General features: G+C 59.0%; 18 protein-coding genes. 5 read left to right on the top strand and 13 right to left on the bottom strand.

The genetic code is table 11. The features are described 5' to 3' along the window. Positions 1-213 precede the first annotated feature (213 nt). Positions 214-780, top strand: a complete 567-nt coding sequence (locus KHU30_RS05620) for an ABC transporter permease (RefSeq protein ID WP_407928041.1) — start codon at positions 214-216, stop codon at positions 778-780. Positions 781-845: 65 nt separating this feature from the next. Here KHU30_RS05620 and KHU30_RS05615 read toward each other — a convergent pair whose 3' ends face one another. From KHU30_RS05615 to KHU30_RS05560, 12 genes are all read right to left on the bottom strand, one after another. Beyond that, a complete protein-coding gene (locus KHU30_RS05615) occupies positions 846-1,133 on the bottom strand; it encodes a DUF4148 domain-containing protein (RefSeq protein WP_211441604.1) in 288 nt (95 codons plus the stop codon). A gap of 261 nt (positions 1,134-1,394) precedes the next feature. Then, positions 1,395-2,135, bottom strand: coding sequence for a metallophosphoesterase family protein (locus KHU30_RS05610; protein ID WP_211441603.1), 741 nt, complete (start codon positions 2,133-2,135; stop codon positions 1,395-1,397). Positions 2,136-2,280: 145 nt separating this feature from the next. Beyond that, positions 2,281-3,990 (bottom strand): PhoH family protein, encoded by a 1,710-nt coding sequence (locus tag KHU30_RS05605; protein WP_211441602.1) that lies wholly within the window; start codon positions 3,988-3,990, stop codon positions 2,281-2,283. A 250-nt stretch (positions 3,991-4,240) separates the two neighbouring features. Continuing rightward, positions 4,241-4,657 (bottom strand): peroxiredoxin, encoded by a 417-nt coding sequence (locus KHU30_RS05600; protein ID WP_230427274.1) that lies wholly within the window; start codon positions 4,655-4,657, stop codon positions 4,241-4,243. Between the two features lie 118 nt (positions 4,658-4,775). Then, complete coding sequence (locus KHU30_RS05595; protein ID WP_211441601.1) at positions 4,776-5,717, bottom strand: polysaccharide deacetylase family protein; 942 nt, start codon at positions 5,715-5,717, stop codon at positions 4,776-4,778. Positions 5,718-5,804: 87 nt separating this feature from the next. Further along, positions 5,805-6,860 carry a bifunctional UDP-4-keto-pentose/UDP-xylose synthase gene (locus KHU30_RS05590; RefSeq protein WP_211441600.1) on the bottom strand — a complete coding sequence of 352 codons (1,056 nt, stop codon included), beginning with the start codon at positions 6,858-6,860 and terminating at the stop codon, positions 5,805-5,807. Positions 6,861-6,984: 124 nt separating this feature from the next. Beyond that, a complete protein-coding gene (locus KHU30_RS05585; RefSeq protein WP_211441599.1) occupies positions 6,985-7,893 on the bottom strand; it encodes a formyltransferase in 909 nt (302 codons plus the stop codon). Next, complete coding sequence (locus KHU30_RS05580; protein ID WP_211441598.1) at positions 7,890-8,846, bottom strand: glycosyltransferase; 957 nt, start codon at positions 8,844-8,846, stop codon at positions 7,890-7,892. The genes KHU30_RS05585 and KHU30_RS05580 overlap by 4 nt, the downstream gene beginning before the upstream one ends. A 15-nt stretch (positions 8,847-8,861) precedes the next feature. Next, positions 8,862-9,998 (bottom strand): DegT/DnrJ/EryC1/StrS family aminotransferase, encoded by a 1,137-nt coding sequence (locus tag KHU30_RS05575; protein WP_211441597.1) that lies wholly within the window; start codon positions 9,996-9,998, stop codon positions 8,862-8,864. 51 nt (positions 9,999-10,049) lie between these two features. After that, positions 10,050-10,421 (bottom strand): EamA family transporter, encoded by a 372-nt coding sequence (locus KHU30_RS05570; RefSeq protein ID WP_211441596.1) that lies wholly within the window; start codon positions 10,419-10,421, stop codon positions 10,050-10,052. Positions 10,422-10,433: 12 nt separating this feature from the next. Further along, positions 10,434-12,206 carry a glycosyltransferase family 39 protein gene (locus KHU30_RS05565; protein WP_211441595.1) on the bottom strand — a complete coding sequence of 591 codons (1,773 nt, stop codon included), beginning with the start codon at positions 12,204-12,206 and terminating at the stop codon, positions 10,434-10,436. Further along, positions 12,199-12,597, bottom strand: coding sequence for an Mth938-like domain-containing protein (locus KHU30_RS05560; protein ID WP_211441594.1), 399 nt, complete (start codon positions 12,595-12,597; stop codon positions 12,199-12,201). Before KHU30_RS05560 ends, KHU30_RS05565 begins: the two co-directional genes overlap by 8 nt. 423 nt (positions 12,598-13,020) lie before the next feature. Between KHU30_RS05560 and KHU30_RS05555 the strand changes: the two genes are divergently transcribed. From KHU30_RS05555 to KHU30_RS05545, 3 genes are all read left to right on the top strand, one after another. Next, the gene (locus tag KHU30_RS05555; RefSeq protein WP_211441593.1) at positions 13,021-14,250 is read left to right on the top strand and encodes a pyridoxal phosphate-dependent aminotransferase; all 1,230 of its coding nucleotides are present in this window, start codon (positions 13,021-13,023) and stop codon (positions 14,248-14,250) included. A 76-nt stretch (positions 14,251-14,326) separates the two neighbouring features. After that, the gene (locus KHU30_RS05550; RefSeq protein WP_211441592.1) at positions 14,327-15,637 is read left to right on the top strand and encodes a homoserine dehydrogenase; all 1,311 of its coding nucleotides are present in this window, start codon (positions 14,327-14,329) and stop codon (positions 15,635-15,637) included. Between the two features lie 73 nt (positions 15,638-15,710). Continuing rightward, positions 15,711-16,100 carry a lysozyme inhibitor LprI family protein gene (locus KHU30_RS05545; protein ID WP_211441591.1) on the top strand — a complete coding sequence of 130 codons (390 nt, stop codon included), beginning with the start codon at positions 15,711-15,713 and terminating at the stop codon, positions 16,098-16,100. Between the two features lie 292 nt (positions 16,101-16,392). Here KHU30_RS05545 and KHU30_RS05540 read toward each other — a convergent pair whose 3' ends face one another. Further along, positions 16,393-17,301 carry a YicC/YloC family endoribonuclease gene (locus KHU30_RS05540; RefSeq protein WP_230427192.1) on the bottom strand — a complete coding sequence of 303 codons (909 nt, stop codon included), beginning with the start codon at positions 17,299-17,301 and terminating at the stop codon, positions 16,393-16,395. A gap of 95 nt (positions 17,302-17,396) precedes the next feature. Between KHU30_RS05540 and KHU30_RS05535 the strand changes: the two genes are divergently transcribed. Next, a complete protein-coding gene (locus KHU30_RS05535) occupies positions 17,397-18,413 on the top strand; it encodes a serine/threonine protein kinase (RefSeq protein WP_211441590.1) in 1,017 nt (338 codons plus the stop codon). Positions 18,414-18,461: the final 48 nt, after the last annotated feature.

Raw genomic sequence — 18,461 nt, 5'->3', positions numbered from 1 at the left:
ATCAAGCAGCGCTACTGGCTGGTGATGTCCTTGCGCGTCGGCATCCTGATCCTCACGCTGGGCGGCTGGGAGCTGGCGGCAAGGCTGCAATGGATAGACCCGTTTTTCTTTTCGCAACCTTCGCTGATCGTGATCCAGATCTACGACTGGATCAAGGACGGTACGTCGCAAGGGCCGCTCTGGACTCAGGTGCTGGTGACGCTGGAAGAAACCGTGCTGGGATTCCTGATCGGCTCGGTGGCGGGTGTGGTGTGCGGCATCCTGCTGGGCCGCAACAAGCTGCTGTCGGATGTCTTCAGCATCTATATCCAGGTTGCCAATTCGATTCCACGGGTAGTGCTGGGTTCGATTTTCGTGATCGCGCTGGGCCTGGGCATGGCCTCCAAAGTGGCGCTGGCGGTGGTGATGGTGTTCTTCGTGGTGTTCGGCAATGCCTTCCAGGGTGTGCGTGAAGCCGACCGTTACATGATTGCAAATGCACAAATCCTTGGCGCATCGCCGCGCCAGGTCACCATGTCGGTCGTGATTCCATCGGCGCTGAGCTGGATCCTGGCGAGCCTGCATGTCAGCTTCGGTTTTGCGCTGGTCGGCGCCGTGGTGGGCGAATTCCTCGGCTCCAAGCAGGGCATCGGCTTGCTGATTTCGACCGCGCAGGGCGCTTTCAACGCCAGCGGCGTGTTCGCCGCCATGATCGTGCTGGCTGTGGTGGCTCTGGCGGCAGATTATTTGCTCACTACGCTAGAAAAACGTTTGCTGAAATGGCGTCCTGTGGCATTCTAGTTTCCAAGTGCAATTTAGTGGCTTAAGGTTGCGGCGCATCGTAAGATGCGCCGTTTTTTTTGTAGCTATTGCTTGCCGCCGCTGCGCTCGTCATGCGAGTCAATCCCATTCGCCTTTTCGTTCTTAGGATGTACGGCGGCCTTGTGGCTTTGCTGGTTGCGCTTGATTGTTTCCCGTGATGGCGGGTAGTCCGCGTTCCTGGCCGGAATTTCACCGTCGTGCTGCGCCCGCGCCAGCTCTTGCTTGACCTCTTGCCGCGTCTTGCCCTTGGTGCTCGATGTACTTTCTGCGGCGACCGCGCCCAATGAGAAAGACGCCGCGGTCAGCGCCAGCATCAATTGATTGAATTTCATTGCAGACTCCTTTGTATTGAGAGATTGGACTACGCAAACGACACCGTTTTTTCCGGCATGCTTTCCTGTTCTGAAAGCTGCTGGTGGGAGCCGTTTTAATAAAGTCGACGGCGGCGTCAGCCGCTGTGACTTTGATGCCAAGTATGAAAAGGATGTGGCTGCGGGAAGGTGACCGCACGATTACATTTTCGCAATCTGCGGTTTTGCTCTGGAAGGAAGGTAACAATTAATTGCGCGGGCGCCAGCGGCCTGGCCGGCAGCTCAGGATGCAGCCCTTCCCGTAAGCAGCCAGCGGGCCCAGTCGTCCCGGCCGTTTCTTGCAGCCTCGGCTGCGGCTTTGTGATGGTCGTAGCCGACGCAATGGTGGCCGACGCGCCAGCCATGCATGTCTTTTTCGCAAATCGCATAACGCGCATGCGGGCTGCCGTTTTCGACGACATGAAACCAGGGCAGGTCGTCATCGTAGGCTTGCAGGCCTACGCTGCCTGGATTGACCACCAACCGTCCGCCGGAAACGGCGCAGCTGCGCGGCTTGTGGCTGTGGCCGCAGATCATCAGTTGCTGGCTGACGCCGGCGGCGTACGCTTCGATCTGCGCCGCCGGAGCCATGTGGCAGCCATGCTGGTCGACTTCTTCCAGGAAATAAATCAGATCGCTGGCCGGCGTGCCGTGGCACATGTAGACGTCGTCGGCGACAACCAGCGTGCCGGGCAATCCCTTGAGCCAGTCGCGCTGCGCCTGGGTCGTGTTTTCAAAGGCGAACTGGTCGGCCGGATGTCCGGTTTTGGTCGCGCAGGAGAGCAGCTGGCGCTCGTGGTTGCCGGCGATGGTGGGCAACTCCAGCGACATCAGCAGATCGGCCGTGGCGGCCGGCGCCAGCGGGCCGGACAGGATGTCGCCGGCATTGACGACCAGGTCCGCGCCTTGCCGCCTGATATCCGCCAGGACGGCTTCCAGCGCCCAGATATTGGCGTGGATATCGGAAAGAATGGCGAGTTTCATGATGGTATTCCTTGGCTGATGAAGTGAATATCACATCATCAAATAAAAACGGGTGTAATTCAATCAAAGCGCTTGCCGCGCCCATCGAATCACACCCGTCGGCCATCATCCCGGCGGCGCCTCGCAGCGCCGCCTTCCTGCACGATTACAGCACGTCGCTGGCGTGGTCAGCCAGGCGCGAACGCTCGCCGCGCGCCAAGGTGACATGGCCGCTGTGCGACCAGCCCTTGAAGCGATCGACCACATAAGTCAGGCCGCTGGAACCCTCGGTCAGGTACGGCGTATCGATCTGCGCGATGTTGCCCAGGCAGATGATCTTGGTGCCCGGACCGGCACGCGTCACCAGCGTCTTCATCTGCTTCGGCGTCAGGTTTTGCGCTTCGTCGATGATCAGGAACTTGTTGACGAAGGTGCGGCCGCGCATGAAGTTGAGCGACTTGATCTTGATGCGCGAACGTATCAGATCCTGGGTGGCGGCGCGACCCCATTCGCCGGCATCGGAATCGGATTTGTTGAGCACTTCCAGATTGTCGTCGAAGGCGCCCATCCACGGCCCCATCTTCTCTTCTTCGGTGCCTGGCAGGAAACCGATATCTTCACCGACCGGCACCGTGACGCGGGTCACGATGATTTCGTTGTAGGTCTTGGTTTCCAGCACTTGCGCCAAGCCGGCCGCCAGCGCCAGCAAGGTCTTGCCGGTGCCGGCCTGGCCCAGCAGGGTGACGAAGTCGCAGTCCGGATTCATCAGCAAGTTGAGCGCAAAATTCTGCTCGCGGTTGCGGGCAGTAATGCCCCACACGCTGTTCTTGGCGTGACCGTAGTCGCGCAAGGTTTGCAGCACCGCGGTCTTGCCGTTGATCTGCGTGACCTGGCCGTAGAACGCCGGTTCGCCGTTTTTCGGTTCGATGAAAACGAACTGGTTCACCAGCAGGGTCGGCACCAGCGGTCCGCTCAGGCGGTAATAGGTATAACCGGTGCCATGCTTGTTTTCTTGCCAGGATTCGATGCCCTTGCCGTGCTTGATCCAGAAATCGTCCGGCAATTGCTGGATGCCCGAGTACAGCAGGTCGGTATCTTCCAGCACGTGGTCATTGAAGTAGTCTTCCGCCGGCAAGCCCATGGCGCGCGCCTTGATGCGCATGTTGATGTCTTTCGACACCAGCACCACCGCGCGTCCCGGGGTTTCCGCTTCCAGTCCGCGCACCACTCCGAGGATCTGGTTGTCGGCTTTCCCGACCGGCAAGCCTTCCGGCAGGTCGGCGTTTTGCAGCTTGGTCTGGAAGAACAGGCGGCCCTTGGCATCCTTGTTGCCAAGTTTGGACAAGGGGATGCCGTGGTCGATCTGGTCGTCGCCGATATCGCCTACCAGCGCGTCCAGCGAACGCGATACCTGGCGGGCGTTGCGGGCGACTTCCGACATGCCCTTCTTGTGGTTGTCCAGCTCTTCCAGGGTCACCATCGGCAGATAGATGTCATGCTCTTCAAAGCGGAACAGCGAGCTTGGATCATGCATCAGCACATTGGTGTCCAGCACGAATAACTTGCTGACGCCGGATTTGTCGGCGGCGCGGCTGGTGCTCGATTTCGGGCGGATATGGCCTTCGGCCGGCTTGGCCGGCTTGTCGGCGACGCTGCGGCCATTTTCCGCCGGCGCCTTGGTCTTGCGGCTTTCCACCGGCTTGACGGCGGGCTTGGCGACGGACTTGTCGCGCGCTTGTGGTGCAATTTCCTTGTTGCGGGTAATCGGTTCAACAACAGCAATACGTGGTTTGACGGCTTTGCCGGCTTCCGCTTTTGGATAATCTTGAACGGACAGTAAAGCAGCGGGTTTGGTCGGTAATTTTGGTAGGGGCATCAGAACCTCGCTTTAAAGATGAAAAAATGTTCGCTTGGGTGAGAACGCGAACTGGACCAAACAGATGAAGCTACGGCTGGAACAACAATATGGGTAAGGAACATCAGGGAACACTCACGATAAACAGGCCCATAACACGCCATTTGGGCAGGCCTGGCCGGTTAAGCACAAATTAAAAAGTAAAAAAGCCGTTTGGGAAGGCCCTCGGGCCTTTTCCTCAAACGGCTTAACAAAATAATTTTTTGTGAATTCAATGACTTACAAACTCCAATACTTCCTCAACGTGCGCAGGCACCTTCACTCCACGCCATTCTTTCACCAATGTGCCGGCGGCGTCAATCACAAACGTGCTGCGCTCGATGCCGCGTACTTGCTTGCCGTACATGTTTTTCATTTTCATGACGTTGAACATGGCGCATAGCGTTTCATCCGGATCGGCAATCAGCTCGAAGGGGAGATCCAGCTTGGCTTTGAAACCTTCGTGCGAGCGAATGCTGTCGCGGCTGATACCGAATATGACAGTATTGTGACCCTGGAATTCCTGATACAGGTCGCGGAACTGGATGGCTTCGGTAGTGCAGCCTGGCGTGTTGTCTTTAGGGTAAAAATACAACACTATTTTCTTGCCATGATAGTCCGACAACTTGAATGTCTGTGCACCGGTCATGGCTGCAGAGAAGTCGGGCACCGTCATGTTGATGATGGAAGGATGGTCTGCCACTGTATTGTCCTGTTCATTAGAGATTATGATGAATCGGTTGCCAATCAAGGGCTTGATCCGCTGATCACGTTTCCTGCATGATCATTTCGCCTGAACGTCCCGGCAACTCCGCCCAAGTTAGCGGCGCAACTGGTAAGACCTGGTCTTTGACGTGCTGGTAATAATCTCCCATCGAAACCAGATCGTAGCCTTGCGCCCGCCAGCCCTGCAGCAACCGCTCGAATATGGGGGCGAGTTTTTGCCCTTCAAGCTCTGCGTGCAGAGTAAATACATGATCGCGCGGGGTTGCTGTCAACGCCAGGATGTGATCGGCGATATTTGCCGGCGTCAGCTCGACGCCGTTGAAGCTGCGGCCCAGCAGTTCGTCCAGCGTCGGCAGGGTGGTCGGCAGCTGGATGCATGCCAGCGTCTTGCCGTTGACCTGCAGGCGATGCGGCCCGGCGGCCTGGTCGGCCAGCGCGCCGTCGTCGCTCAGCATGGCGCGGCCATCGGAGGCATAGGCCATGCCGAATTTTTCCAGCTGCTCGAAGGCGTAGGGATTCATCTGCCAGCCGGCGGCGCCATGGGTCTGCGGCGACCGGCCGAAAATCTGGCTGAAACGGTCGAACGAACGCTGCATCTGCTGGCTGGTCCAGTCGGCGCCGCGTTGCCGCACATGGTCTTGCCAGACGCGGTGGTCCCAGGTGTGGATGCCGCATTCGAAACCAGCGGAGTCTACGGCCCGCATGTATTCGGCGCAGGTCTTGCCGATGTCCGGCGCCGGCAGCAGAACGCCGTACATCAAGGTCTTGAGGCCGTAGTGCTCGACCACCGAGGTGCGCGATACTTTCTGGAAGAAGCCAGGGCGGAACACCTGCTTCAATGCCCAGCCGGTATGGTCGTAGCCGAGGGAAAACAGAAAAGTGGCGCGCGCCTGGTATTTGCTTAGCAGGCGCACCAGGTTAGGTACCCCTTCACGGGTGCCGCGATAAGTGTCGGCGTCGATTTTTAGAGTGAGGAGGGGCAAGTTGTCTGGTCTGGCTGTAGTAAGGAAAAACAGCGTCCGCGAAAAACACAAGGCGTCTTGTGTCTCGCGCGGACCGTGGCGTAAAACTTAGTCCATCAAGGCGCGCGCTTCGGCCACCTGGCCGCGGTAGGCGTCGAAAATATTGCGCAGGGTGTCGGCCATGGTGGTGGTCGGCTGCCAGTTCAGTTCGTCGCAGGTGTTGGTGATCTTCGGCACGCGGTTCTGCACGTCCTGGTAGCCCTTGCCATAGTAAGCGGCGGAAGTGGTCTCGACCAGCTTGACCTTCTTCGCCGAGTCGGCGTACTCAGGATATTCCGCAGCCAGTTTCAGCATCATGTCGGCCAGATCGCGGATCGAGTAGTTGTTGACCGGATTGCCGATGTTGTAGATCTTGCCGCTGGCGACGCCATCCTTGTTGGCGATGATCTTGATCAGGGCGTCGATGCCGTCGTCGATATAAGTGAACGCGCGTTTTTGCTGGCCGCCGTCGACCAGCGAGATGTTCTCGCCGCGCACGATATGGCCGAAGAATTGCGTGACAACGCGCGAGCTGCCTTCTTTCGGCGTGTGGATCGAATCGAGGCCGGCGCCGATCCAGTTGAACGGACGGAACAGGGTGAAGTTCAAGCCTTCTTCCATGCCGTAGCCCCAGATCACGCGGTCCATCAGTTGCTTGGCGCAGGAGTAGATCCAGCGCGGCTTGTTGATCGGGCCGCAGATCAATTCGGACTGCTCAGGATCGAATTCCTCGTCGTGGCACATGCCGTACACTTCCGAGGTCGACGGGAACACCAGGTGCTTGCCGTATTTGGCGGCGGAACGCACGATCGGCAGGTTGGCTTCAAAGTCCAGTTCGAATACGCGCAGCGGCTGCTTGACGTAGGTCGACGGCGTGGCGATCGCCACCAGCGGCAGGATCACATCGCACTTCTTGACGTGGTACTCCACCCATTCCTTGTTGATGGTGATGTCGCCTTCGAAGAAGTGCATGCGCGATTTGTATTCTTCGTTGTCCAGCAGGTCGCGGATGCGGTCGGTCATCATGTCCATGCCGTAGACGTGCCAGTCGGTGGTCTCCAGGATGCGCTTGGAGAGGTGATGGCCGATAAAACCGTTGACGCCGAGGATAAGGACTTTTTTCATAATATTCTATTGTTGTTAGAGTAGCATTCCGCGCGGCGAAACCGCGGCGGAACATGAAGCGCTGGGGTTCCCGAAGAGCAGAGCGGCGGCAAAGGCCGTCTTGCCCGCGAAATCACGCAGCCGTTTATAAAAGGATGTTTTTCAGTGCTTCCGGCGTGACCGCCTGGTCATTCGCCAGCAATTGGTTAATCAACAACGCCCGGCCATCGCCGCAGACGCCAACAATGTGATTATCCACTACCGCCAAGCCTTGAGGCAAATTTACCAGCGCATCGGCAGCGAAGTCGGCGGGAAAGCTTGCTTTTCCAACAATGAAGGTGTGGCCTTTGGCAATGGTCCAGGCGCCGGGATAGGGCGGCGCCACTGCGCGATACAGGTTGTATACCCGCTGCGCCGGCTGGCTCCAGTCGATTTCGCCATCGGCCGGCTTGCGTCCGCCGAAGTAACTGCCCTGCGCCAGATTGTTCGGCAGCTTCGGGGTCTTACCCGCCAGCATGGACGGCAATGCGTTCCACAGCGTCTGTTCTGCCGCCACTACCACTTTGCCGAATACTTCATAAGCCGTATCGTCGGGCAGGATTGGCACCGAAGTCTGCGCCACGATATAGCCGGCGTCAGGTTTGGCGGCCATTTCATGCAAGGTGGCGCCGGTTTCGCTTTCGCCATGCAGGACCGCCCAGTTGATCGGCACGCGGCCGCGATACTTCGGCAGCAAGGAGCCGTGCATATTGAAGGCGCCGTGCCTGGCCAGCGCCAGCAGGGCGACCGGCAGCATGTGGCGATAATAGAAGCTGAAAATGAAATCAGGCGCCAAGGCAGCCACCTGCGCCAGTAATTCCGGTGCAGCCGGATTGTCCGGCGCAATCGTCGGGATGCCGTGCTGCCGGCACAGCGACGCTACCGATTCGAACCAGATGGTTTCCTGCGGATTGTCTTCGTGGGTGACCACCAGCGCCACTTCGACGCCGCGCGCCAGCAAGACCTTCAGGCAGCGTACGCCGACATTGTGATAGGCAAAGACGACGGCTTTCATGAGGCTTGCTTGTCCTCTGCAGAAGACTGCTCCAGCATGGCCTGCACCACGTAGCGCGGACGCGCGCGTACTTGCTGATAGATGCGGCCGACATATTCGCCGACCAGGCCGATGCCGAACAGGATCATGCCCATCAGGAAGAAGGCAAAGGCGAACAGAGTGAACACACCTTGCACTTCAGCGCCGAACAGGAAGCGGCGCACCACCAGCACCACGAACAGCGCGGCGGAGGCGAAAGACAGCACGATCCCTATCAGCGAGAACAGCTGCAGCGGTACGATCGAAAAGCCGGTCACCAGGTCGAAGTTCAGGCGGATCAGGCTGTACAGCGAGTATTTCGATTCGCCGGCCGAGCGTTCTTCATGCTCGACCACGATTTCCGCCTGCTTGCGGGCGAAAGTGTAGGCCAGCGCCGGCACGAAAGTATTGACTTCCTTGCACTGGTTGATCAGGTCCACCACGTTGTGGCCGTAGGCGCGCAGCATGTTGCCCTGGTCTGTCATCTTGATGCCGGTGATTTTTTCGCGCAGCAGGTTCATGGCCTTGGAGGCGACGGTGCGCCAGGCCGAATCCTGCCGCTTGCGGCGGATCGAGCCGACATAATCGTAGCCTTCGCGCATCTTGGCGACCAGGTTGCCGATTTCTTCCGGCGGGTTCTGCAGGTCGGCGTCGAGTGTCACGACGATGTCGCCGCGGGTCGCTTCAAAGCCGGCCAGGATCGCCATGTGCTGGCCGAAATTGCCGTTGAACAGGACCACGCGGGTGACGTCCGGCCGCAAGCGGAACTGTTCCGCCAGGATGGCCGCCGATTTGTCGCGGCTGCCGTCGTTGACGTACAGGATTTCATAGCTGATGCCAAGTGCATCGAGCGCCGGGTAGAGGCGCTCGAACAGTTTGGCGAGGCCCGATTCCTCGTTGTATACCGGGATGACGACGGAAAGTTCTGGTTTCATCAAGCGATAGTCAATTTATTGAAGCACGGATTTTACCGCGGACACAGCGCGTTCGACATCGCTCTTGGTCATGGCGTTGAACATAGGCAGCGAGACGATCAGGCGGCCGACCTTTTCGGCAACCGGGAACATGCCATCCTTGAAGCCGCGCGCGCGGTACATGCTCAACAGATGGATGGCCGGATAGTGATAGCCGATGCCGACGCCCAGCGCCTGCATCTGTTCCATGAAGGTGGCGCGCGCCGGCTTGCCGTCCTGGCGTTCGGGCAGCACCAGCTGGAACATGTGCCAGTTGCTGTTCTCGAAATCCGGCACCGGCAGCTGGGCGCCGTACTTTGCTTCAAAGTCGCTGCCGAAGCAGCTGAAATAATATTGCGCCAGTTCGCGCCGATGGGCGGTGATGGCTTCAATGTGGGCAAACTGGCCGAGACCGATGGCGGCGGCGACATCGGTCATGTTGAACTTGCCGCCGAGGACGTCGACGTCGAGTCCGTCGAAGCCGCTGCGGGTCACGCCTTGCAAGCGGTATTTTTCCGCCAGCCGTGCTTCTTCGGCATTGTTCAGCACTAGGCAGCCGCCTTCGGAGGAGGTGATGTTCTTGTTGGCCTGGAAGCTGAACGAGGCAAAGTCGCCGAAGGCGCCGATGCGCTGGCCGTTCCAGGTCGATCCCAATGCCTGCGCCGCATCTTCCACTACGCGCAGATTGTGTTTCTTTGCCAGCGCATATAGGCGGCCCATGTCGACCGGCAGGCCGGACAGGTAGACCGGGATGATGGCCTTGGTGCGCGGCGTGATGGCGGCTTCGACCTGGGCCAGGTCGATATTGCGCGTGACTGGGTCGATGTCGGCAAATACTGGCGTGGCGCCGGTTTCGATGATCACGTTGGCGGTAGCGACCCAGGAAATCGGCGTGGTGATCACTTCGTCGCCAGCGCCGATGCCGGCGATGCGCAGGGCGATTTCCATGGTGCAGGTGCCGGAATTGAAGGTGCGCACCGGACGGCCGCCGAAATATTCCGACAACTGCGCTTCGAATGCCTGCACCTTAGGACCGCTGGTGATCCAGCCGGAGCGCAGCACATCGCCGACTGCGGCGATGGTGGCTTCATCGATGGTGGGCTTGGCGAACGGTAGGAATGGTTGTTGGCTCATATTGTTTTATAAGTATGGATCTTGACGAGAGGGCAGCTTAATTGGAGCAGCTTAGCTGCGGGTTAGCAATACTACGCCGACTATGATGACGCCGATAGCCACCAGGCGCTGGGCGGATACTGCTTCGCCCAGGAAGTACCAGGCGCCGACGGCGCTGATGACGTAGCCGAGCGACAGCATCGGGTAGGCAATCGTGACATCGACCCGCGACAGGCCGATGATCCAGACGATCAGCGAGATCACGTAGCAGGTCAGGCCGCCCAGGATCGGCAGCTGGGTGGCCAGCTTGATGCCGGTGGCAAACCAGTTTTGCGGCGTCAGGCTGATGACGCCGATTGCGTTGGTGCCGGCTTTCAGCAGGAGCTGCGCCACGGCGTTGAGGCAGACGCCGGTGATGATAAAAGCAAATGTGGTGAGATTCATGTCGGTGCAGGGTTAGTAGGGGGCGCCGGACGTTGCCGGCGCAGGCGATTGAGCCGACGCTTCGGGGTTTGCCGCAGGAGCAGGCGGAGCCGGAACCGGAATCGGAGCAGATGCGGCGGCGGGAATGCCCTGGTTGGTCACCACCACGCGGCGCGGATCCTGGCCGATGACGCGCATCGGCACGCCTTGCTCGGCCATTTCCTTGTACTTCTCCGGACGGATGATGGCAATGTCTTTCTTGCCGGCCGCAGCATCGGCATTCCATTTGACCACAAACGCTTCAATCGTCGGAATCCATAGCTGCGGCTCTTGCCCCAGGCCGAACTCCAGTTCATCCATATGCTTGACCATGGTCATGGTGCGGCGCAGGTAGAACGGCAGCGACTGTTCATATTTGTCGACCACGTACAGCGTGGTTTGCGGCGTCATCTCGGCGTTGATCGCCGGCACCAGGTCGATGCCGGCCGAGTAGCGTCCCTGCGGATCGTGGCCGTACATCAGCAGCTGGCCGCCGATGAAGCCGGCGGCGGCGAGAGCGACGATGGCCCATTCCTTCTGGCGGCGCGCCAGCAGCAGCGCCGCGCCGGCGCCGGCAAAGGCGACCACGGAAGCGGCGAATACCCAAGGCACATGCGCCTGCAGCAGCGGCAGCGAGTAAGCATCCTTGGCCAGTGCAGGGATTTTCCAGGACAAGGCCAGGCCGGCCACCGCCGGCAACAGCAGCAGCACGGCCGAAGCGGTGACTGCCTTGCTCGACGCCTTGTCCAGATGGCAGGCAATCAGCAGCGCCAGCGCCGGGAAGATCGGCAGGATGTAGGACGGCAGCTTGGAATCCGAGATGCTGAAGAACACGAAAATGAAGATGCTCCAGATCAGCAGCATTTTCTTCGGCTGGAAGCCGGATACGGTATGGCTTTCGCGCGCGGCATTCCACAAGCTCTGGAACATGACGCCCAGCCACGGCACGATGCCGAGGATCAGGATAGGTACGAAATAGTAGGGCGGGCCATAGCGATTGTGGATCTTGCTGGTGAAGCGCTGGAACTGTTCATGGATAAAGAAGAATTGCGGGAATTCAGGATTCTTCAGCGAAATCAGCACGAACCACGGCACCGTGATGGCAAAGAACAGGATCAGTCCAAGCACCAGGTGCAGGCGCTTCCAGATCGGCCAGTCGCGTGAAAACAAGGTATACAGCACCAGCACCGCGCCGGGAATCAGCAAGCCGATCAAGCCTTTCGACAGCACCGACAAGGCCATGCCGGCCCAGCACAGCAGCATCCAGTTGCGTTGTTCACTGTTGCTGATGTCGCCGCGTTGCGCCAGCAGCAGCGCGCACAGCGCGATCGCCATCATGCCGGACAAGCCCATGTCGAGCGTGTTGATGTGGCCGAGGCCGGCCCAGAGGAAGCTGGATCCGAGCACCAGCGCCGCAAAGAAGCCGATGCGCGGCGAGAACACGCGGCTGCCGGTAAATGCAACCAGGACTACGCCCAGCAAACCGCAGAGGCCGGTCCACAAACGGGCTTGCCATTCGCCCAGCCCGAACAGCTCGAAGGTCAGGGCATTCATCCAGGTTTGCAGCGGCGGCTTTTCAAAATACTTGATGCCGTTCAGGCGCAGGGTGATCCAGTCGCCGGTGGCGACCATTTCGCGCGCCATCTCGGCATAGCGCCCCTCATCGGTCGGCACCAGCGTGCGCGCGCCCAGCATATAGCACCAGACGATACAGAACAGCAGGAACAGCAGCCAGACGAAAGTTTTTGATTTATGCAGTTCACGCATCTTGGGCGGTTTCCTTGTTGGTGTCGAAAATCAGGGCGAGGACGACTTTGCGTCCCTCAGCCATCAAAATATTGTAAGTACGGCAAGCCGCCTGGTTATCCATGCATTCGACGCCGACGCGGCGCGCAGTCAGCACGGTGGTCAGTTTCGGATGCACAAAGCGCTGCCGCACTCCGGTGCCCAGGATCACTACGTCCGGCCGGGTGCTGTCTATATGGGCAAAGTGTTCGGGGGTGAGGGCGTCGAAACTGCTGACCGGCCAGATCTCCGGCACCGATTCGGGCAGCACCAGCAGGCTGTGCTCGTAGCGGATCGCATTGATTTCCACGCCCTTGTCGTCGTAGGCAGTGACAGTCTGGTACTGCTGGGTAGAGGTGGTATGTAGCTTCATTGCTTTGTCTTTAAATAGCTGAGGGCCGAGCGCGATACCCGGTCCTGCAATTAAATTAACATGTCATGACCGGCGGGGTGACAATGGGAAAAACCAAAGGATAGACCGCAGACAGCGTGCAAATTCCCGAAAAATGGAAAATAAAGTGCTGCATTGTAGCGTTTTCCGTCCATAAGCTTGCGTTATTGATTGATAAAACCCCACGCTTTCGGCAGAATGGATGGTTCTGGCAGGGTTTTGTGCACTGCCGAAAAGCTGTCTGAAAAGTCGTGAAATGCTGGGGCGCATAGCTCCGGGGCGCCCTTACAAGGGGTAGCTGCAAGCATTTATTGCGGCGCACCTACTCCCGTGTGACGATACCCCAATTTTCCAGACAGCTTTTTAAAGCTGGATAATGTTGCGTAAAATACAAGGGATTGTGCTGTGCGACCGATTCAAAAATCGAAAAAACTGGATGACGTTTGTTATGACATTCGCGGCCCCGTGCTGGAAAAAGCGCGGCAGATGGAGGAAGAGGGCCATAAGATCATCAAGCTGAACATCGGCAACCTGGCCGTGTTCGGTTTCGAGCCGCCCGATGAAATCGTGCAGGACATGATCCTGAACATGGGCAACGCCTCCGGCTATACCGATTCCAAAGGTATGTTTGCGCCACGCAAGTCGATCATGCACTATTGCCAGCAGAAGCGGATCCAGGGCGTCACGATCGACGACATCTACCTGGGCAACGGCGCTTCCGAACTGATCGTGATGAGCATGAACGCGCTGCTCAACACCGGCGACGAGGTGCTGGTGCCGGCGCCGGACTATCCGCTCTGGACTGCTGCGGTCAGCCTGTCGGGCGGCACGCCGCGCCACTACGTCTGCGACGAGCAGGCCGGCTGGTTTCCCGATATCGAAGATATCAAGAAAAAGATCAACAGCAACACGCGGGCGATTGTCGTCATCAATCCGAACAATCCGACCGGCGCCCTCTATCCGGTCGAATTATTGCAGCAGATCGTCGACCTGGCGCGCCAGCACCAGCTGATCATCTTTGCCGACGAGATCTACGACAAAGTCTTGTACGACGGCGAAACCCACACCTCGCTGGCCGCGCTGGCCGACGATGTGCTGTTCATTACCTTCAACGGCTTGTCTAAAAATTACCGCTCCTGCGGCTACCGCGCCGGCTGGATGGTGGTGTCGGGCGAGAAAAAACATGCCAAGGGCTATATCGAAGGCTTGAACATGCTGGCCTCGATGCGCCTGTGCGCCAATGCGCCGGGACAGTATGCAATCCAGACTGCGCTGGGCGGCTATCAAAGCATCAACGACCTGGTCGGGCCGCATGGCCGCCTGACGCGCCAGCGCGATATGGCGTACAAGCTGCTGACCGATATTCCGGGGGTGACCTGCGTCAAGCCGAAGGCCGCGCTGTACATGTTTCCGCGCCTAGATCCGAAGATGTACCCGATCGCCGACGACCAGGATTTCGCCTACGAATTGCTGGCCGAGCAGCGCGTGCTGATCGTGCAAGGAACGGGCTTCAACTGCCCGACGCCGGACCACTTCCGCGTGGTGTTCTTGCCGAATACCGATGACCTGGCGGAGTCGATGGGGCGTATCGCCAGTTTCCTGGAAGGTTACCGCCGGCGTCACGGTCACGCTTAAGACAGAACTTTTACACGCCGGGCAGACGAGCTTGCCCGTCCGGCATCAGCAGATTTTTTCACAGACAACAGAGATCATGAAATCCATCAAGGTAGGTTTGCTTGGCATAGGTACGGTCGGTTCCGGCACGTTCAACGTATTGAAGCGCAATCAGCAAGAGATTGCAGCGCGCGCAGGGAGAGCTATTGAAATTACCATGGTGGCCGATCTCGATACCGAGCGCGCCAGGCAAATGACCAACGGCGACATCGCTGTGGTGAACGACGCCAAGCTGGTAGTCAACAATCCCGACATCGATATCGTGGTCGAACTGATCGGCGGCTACGGCATCGCCAAGGACCTGGTGCTGCAGGCGATCGCCAACGGCAAGCACGTGGTGACCGCCAACAAGGCGCTGATCGCCGCCCACGGCAACGAGATCTTCAAGGCGGCGCAGGAGAAGGGCGTGATCGTGGCGTTTGAAGCTGCGGTAGCCGGCGGCATCCCGATCATCAAGGCGCTGCGTGAAGGCCTGACCGCCAACAGCATCCAGTGGATCGCCGGCATCATCAACGGCACCACCAATTTCATCCTGTCCGAAATGCGCGACAAGGGCCTGGACTTTGACGTCGTGCTGAAGGAAGCCCAGCGCCTGGGCTATGCCGAAGCCGACCCGACCTTCGATATCGAAGGCGTCGACGCCGCCCACAAGCTGACCATCATGGCATCGATCGCATTCGGCATCCCGGTGCAGTTCAACAAGGCGCATGTGGAAGGCATCACCAAGCTGCAGGCCACCGACATCCGCTATGCCGAACAGCTGGGCTACCGCATCAAGCTGCTCGGCATCACCAAGCGCACTGCCGGCGGCATCGAGCTGCGCGTGCATCCGACCCTGATCCCGAGCAAGCGCCTGATCGCCAATGTCGAAGGCGCCATGAATGCGGTGCTGGTGCGCGGCGACGCCGTCGGCGACACGCTGTATTACGGCAAGGGCGCCGGCGCCGAGCCGACTGCTTCGGCCGTGATCGCCGACCTGGTCGACATCACCCGCCTGGCCACTGCCGATCCCGAACACCGTGTACCGCACCTGGCGTTCCAGCCGAACGCCATGGCCGACACGCCGATCCTGCCGATGGCGGAAATCACCACCAGCTACTATCTGCGCATGCATGTCGCCGACCAGCCGGGCGTGCTGGCCGATGTGACGCGGATCCTGGCCGATTCCTCGATCTCGATCGATGCCATGCTGCAAAAAGAGCCTGCCGCAGACGAGACCCGTACTGATATCATCATGCTTACGCACCAGACCCAGGAAAAGAATGTGGAAGCGGCGATTGCCAAGATCGAAGCATTGAGCACCGTGGTTGGCAGCGTCACCAAGATTCGCCTGGAAGAGCTGGGTTGATCGATGTACCGCTTCGCCTGTCTTGCTGGCCCGCGCTGCGCCGGGCAGAGCGGAGCGACTCCAAGGAGAGTGTATGCGTAAGATGTTGATGGCATTTTGCCTGGTGGTGCCTGCGGCAGCGTTTGCCCAGGTTGATCCATGTCTGTCGCAGAGCAATACCGTCGAAATGAATACCTGCGCCAAGGCCGCTTTCGACAAGGATGAAAAAACCTTGAACGAAACCTATCAGCAGCTGGTCAGGCAGATCACCAAGCCGGACCAGGACGGCGTGCGCTACGGCGAGGTCAAGAAAAAGCTGATCGAAGCGCAGCGCGCCTGGGTCGGTTTCCGCAAGAAGGATTGCGATGCCGTGTACACCTACAACGAAAGCGGGACCATTCGCGATATCGAATTCCTCGGATGCATGCGCGCCCACACGGAGCAACGCACGAAGGAACTCAAGAATTTCATCGTCGAGAAATAATCTGCCCGCCTTGGGTCCATGACCTGGGCAGGAGATAAAAAAGCCGCGGCAGATCGCACTGTGCCGCGGCTTTTTTATCGCCCGCACTTTTGTTCCGCAAGCGGGTGCGGCGGAATAACGTGTTTATCATGAGTTCGAGCCGCCGATGCTACGCAAGGGTATTTGGCATTGCGATATTGATAGTTATCTTTGCCTGCAAGACCGGCGGGGAATATGAGGTGTGATGTCCGGGAGGGGGAGACGGCTGCAGAAACCCGGTTTCTGCAGCGGCAAGGCAGGCAGCGGGGCTGCTTTATTCCAGGTTTTGCACCTGTTCACGCATCTGGTCGATCAACAGCTTCAGCTCCATGGAGGCGTCGGCCAGCTCCTTGATCGCCGCTTTCGAGCCCACCGTGTTGGCTTCGCGGTTGAGTTCTTGCATCATAAAATCCAGTCGCTTGCCGACCTGGCCGCCTTTTTTCAGGATGTGGCGGGTTTCATTGAGGTGGGCGGCGAGGCGCGACAGCTCTTCGGCGATATCGATGCGGATGCCGTACAGCGTGACTTCCTGGCGGATGCGGTCCAAGGCTTCTTCGCGCGACAGGCCGGCATTGCCGGCGTCCTGTTGCGCCAGGCCGAGCGCTTCCTGCATCCGTTCTATGGCTTTTTGCTGGAATTGCGCCACTACCTGTGGCACCAGCGGCGTGATCCGCTGTACGATGGCATCCATGGCGTCGATGCGGGCGATCAGCGTAGCCTGCAGCGCCGCGCCTTCGCGCGCACGCGATTCGACAAATGCTTCCAGCGCGGTGTTCATGGTGGCCTGGACATCGGCTTGCAGGGTGTCCTGGCTGATCACGGCTTCTTCGATGACGCCAGGCCAGCGCAGCAGTTCGTTGACTGTCAGCGGCGCGGCTTCGATGAATTGCTGGCGCACCGCGCTTTGGAGGTCGGCCAGGGAGGCCAGCAGCTCGATGTTCAAGGCTTGCGATGCGCCGGATGCCGCTTTGCGGCCGAAACTCAGCCGGCACTCGACCTTGCCGCGGGCAACGCGGCCGATAATGGCCTCGCGCAGCGCCGGTTCGAGCGAACGCAAGTCGTCGTTGATGCGGAATTGGAGGTCGAGAAAACGCGAATTGACGCTCTTGATCTCGATGGTAATCGTGCCTGCAGCCGTCTCGCGGTTGGCAACGGCATAACCTGTCATGCTACAGATAGTCAAAATGCTGTCCTTTGTTTCTGGTTTGCAAGGGTTTTTCTTTACAAATCAGCGATTTATCAAGACAATCCTTACACCATTTACTAGGGTAGGATCGCATGGCCGCACAAAACAATGCTCCATTGCCTGATGGGCTGAAAATTGCTGGATACCGCATTGTAAAGAAGATTGCTTCTGGCGGGTTCAGTATTGTCTATCTGGCATACGACGAGGATGGCAACGCAGTCGCCATCAAGGAATATCTGCCAAGCTCGCTGGCCTTGCGCCAGTGGGGCGAACTGGCGCCGGCAATTTCGCCGGAAAACCTGCCGACCTTCAGGATCGGCTTGAAATGCTTTTTCGAGGAAGGGCGCGCACTGGCGCGCATCGCGCATCCGAACGTGGTGAGCGTGATCAATTTCTTCCGCGCCAATGAAACCGTCTACATGGTGATGGCGTACGAGTCCGGCCGCTCCCTGCAGGAACATATCCTGCGCCGGCGCGACAAGGGCGAGAAGCCGCTGGTGTCGGAAAAATTCATCCGCAAGATGTTCCGTCACGTGATGAACGGCTTGCGCGAAGTGCATACGCACAAGCTGCTGCACCTGGACCTGAAGCCAGCCAATATCTACTTGCGCGCCGACGGCACGCCGATCCTGCTCGATTTCGGCGCCGCCCGCCAGACGCTGCGCTCGGATTCGCCCAAGCTGTATCCGATGTATACGCCGGGTTTTGCTCCGGCCGAATTGTATGAGCGCAATGGCAACCTTGGACCGTGGACCGATATCTACAGCATCGGCGCCTCGATTTTCGCTTGCATGGTCGGCGCGCCGCCGCAGCCGGTCGACCAGCGCAAGGTCAACGACAAGATGGAAGGCCATTTCCGCAAGCTGGAAGGCCTGTATTCGCCGGAGCTGATCCAGGTAGTGCGCTGGTGCCTGATGATCGATCCCCTGCAGCGGCCGCAAAGCGTGTTCGCGGTGCAGCGGGCGTTGATGGAGCCGGTGCAGGAAGAGGAAGTGAGCGTGCGCGACATGGTGACGCGCAAGATCCGCAGCGTCTTTTTCACGCATATCCAGTTCCGCCGCAAGGCCGAGAGCAATCCGGACACGACCATCCAGGAAAATACTCAGTAAGCCGTCGGCCGGGTGCTTGGCGCCCGTGCCGGCCGTGTCTTAGTCTTT

The sequence above is a fragment of the Collimonas humicola genome, from assembly GCF_018304945.1.
GTDB classification, from domain to species: domain Bacteria; phylum Pseudomonadota; class Gammaproteobacteria; order Burkholderiales; family Burkholderiaceae_D; genus Collimonas; species Collimonas humicola.
Note: the sequence above shows the minus strand (reverse complement) of the source record. Positions and strands in the feature narration are given on the sequence as shown.

Bases quoted from the DNA above. Each gene is read 5' to 3' on its own strand.
- KHU30_RS05615 (WP_211441604.1), bottom strand. From the start codon at position 1,133: ATGAAATTCAATCAATTGATGCTGGCGCTGACCGCGGCGTCTTTCTCA.
- KHU30_RS05610 (WP_211441603.1), bottom strand. From the start codon at position 2,135: ATGAAACTCGCCATTCTTTCCGATATCCACGCCAATATCTGGGCGCTG.
- KHU30_RS05605 (WP_211441602.1), bottom strand. From the start codon at position 3,990: ATGCCCCTACCAAAATTACCGACCAAACCCGCTGCTTTACTGTCCGTT.
- KHU30_RS05600 (WP_230427274.1), bottom strand. From the start codon at position 4,657: ATGACCGGTGCACAGACATTCAAGTTGTCGGACTATCATGGCAAGAAA.
- KHU30_RS05590 (WP_211441600.1), bottom strand. From the start codon at position 6,860: ATGAAAAAAGTCCTTATCCTCGGCGTCAACGGTTTTATCGGCCATCAC.
- KHU30_RS05585 (WP_211441599.1), bottom strand. From the start codon at position 7,893: ATGAAAGCCGTCGTCTTTGCCTATCACAATGTCGGCGTACGCTGCCTG.
- KHU30_RS05580 (WP_211441598.1), bottom strand. From the start codon at position 8,846: ATGAAACCAGAACTTTCCGTCGTCATCCCGGTATACAACGAGGAATCG.
- KHU30_RS05575 (WP_211441597.1), bottom strand. From the start codon at position 9,998: ATGAGCCAACAACCATTCCTACCGTTCGCCAAGCCCACCATCGATGAA.
- KHU30_RS05570 (WP_211441596.1), bottom strand. From the start codon at position 10,421: ATGAATCTCACCACATTTGCTTTTATCATCACCGGCGTCTGCCTCAAC.
- KHU30_RS05565 (WP_211441595.1), bottom strand. From the start codon at position 12,206: ATGCGTGAACTGCATAAATCAAAAACTTTCGTCTGGCTGCTGTTCCTG.
- KHU30_RS05560 (WP_211441594.1), bottom strand. From the start codon at position 12,597: ATGAAGCTACATACCACCTCTACCCAGCAGTACCAGACTGTCACTGCC.
- KHU30_RS05550 (WP_211441592.1), top strand. From the start codon at position 14,327: ATGAAATCCATCAAGGTAGGTTTGCTTGGCATAGGTACGGTCGGTTCC.
- KHU30_RS05545 (WP_211441591.1), top strand. From the start codon at position 15,711: ATGCGTAAGATGTTGATGGCATTTTGCCTGGTGGTGCCTGCGGCAGCG.
- KHU30_RS05535 (WP_211441590.1), top strand. From the start codon at position 17,397: ATGGCCGCACAAAACAATGCTCCATTGCCTGATGGGCTGAAAATTGCT.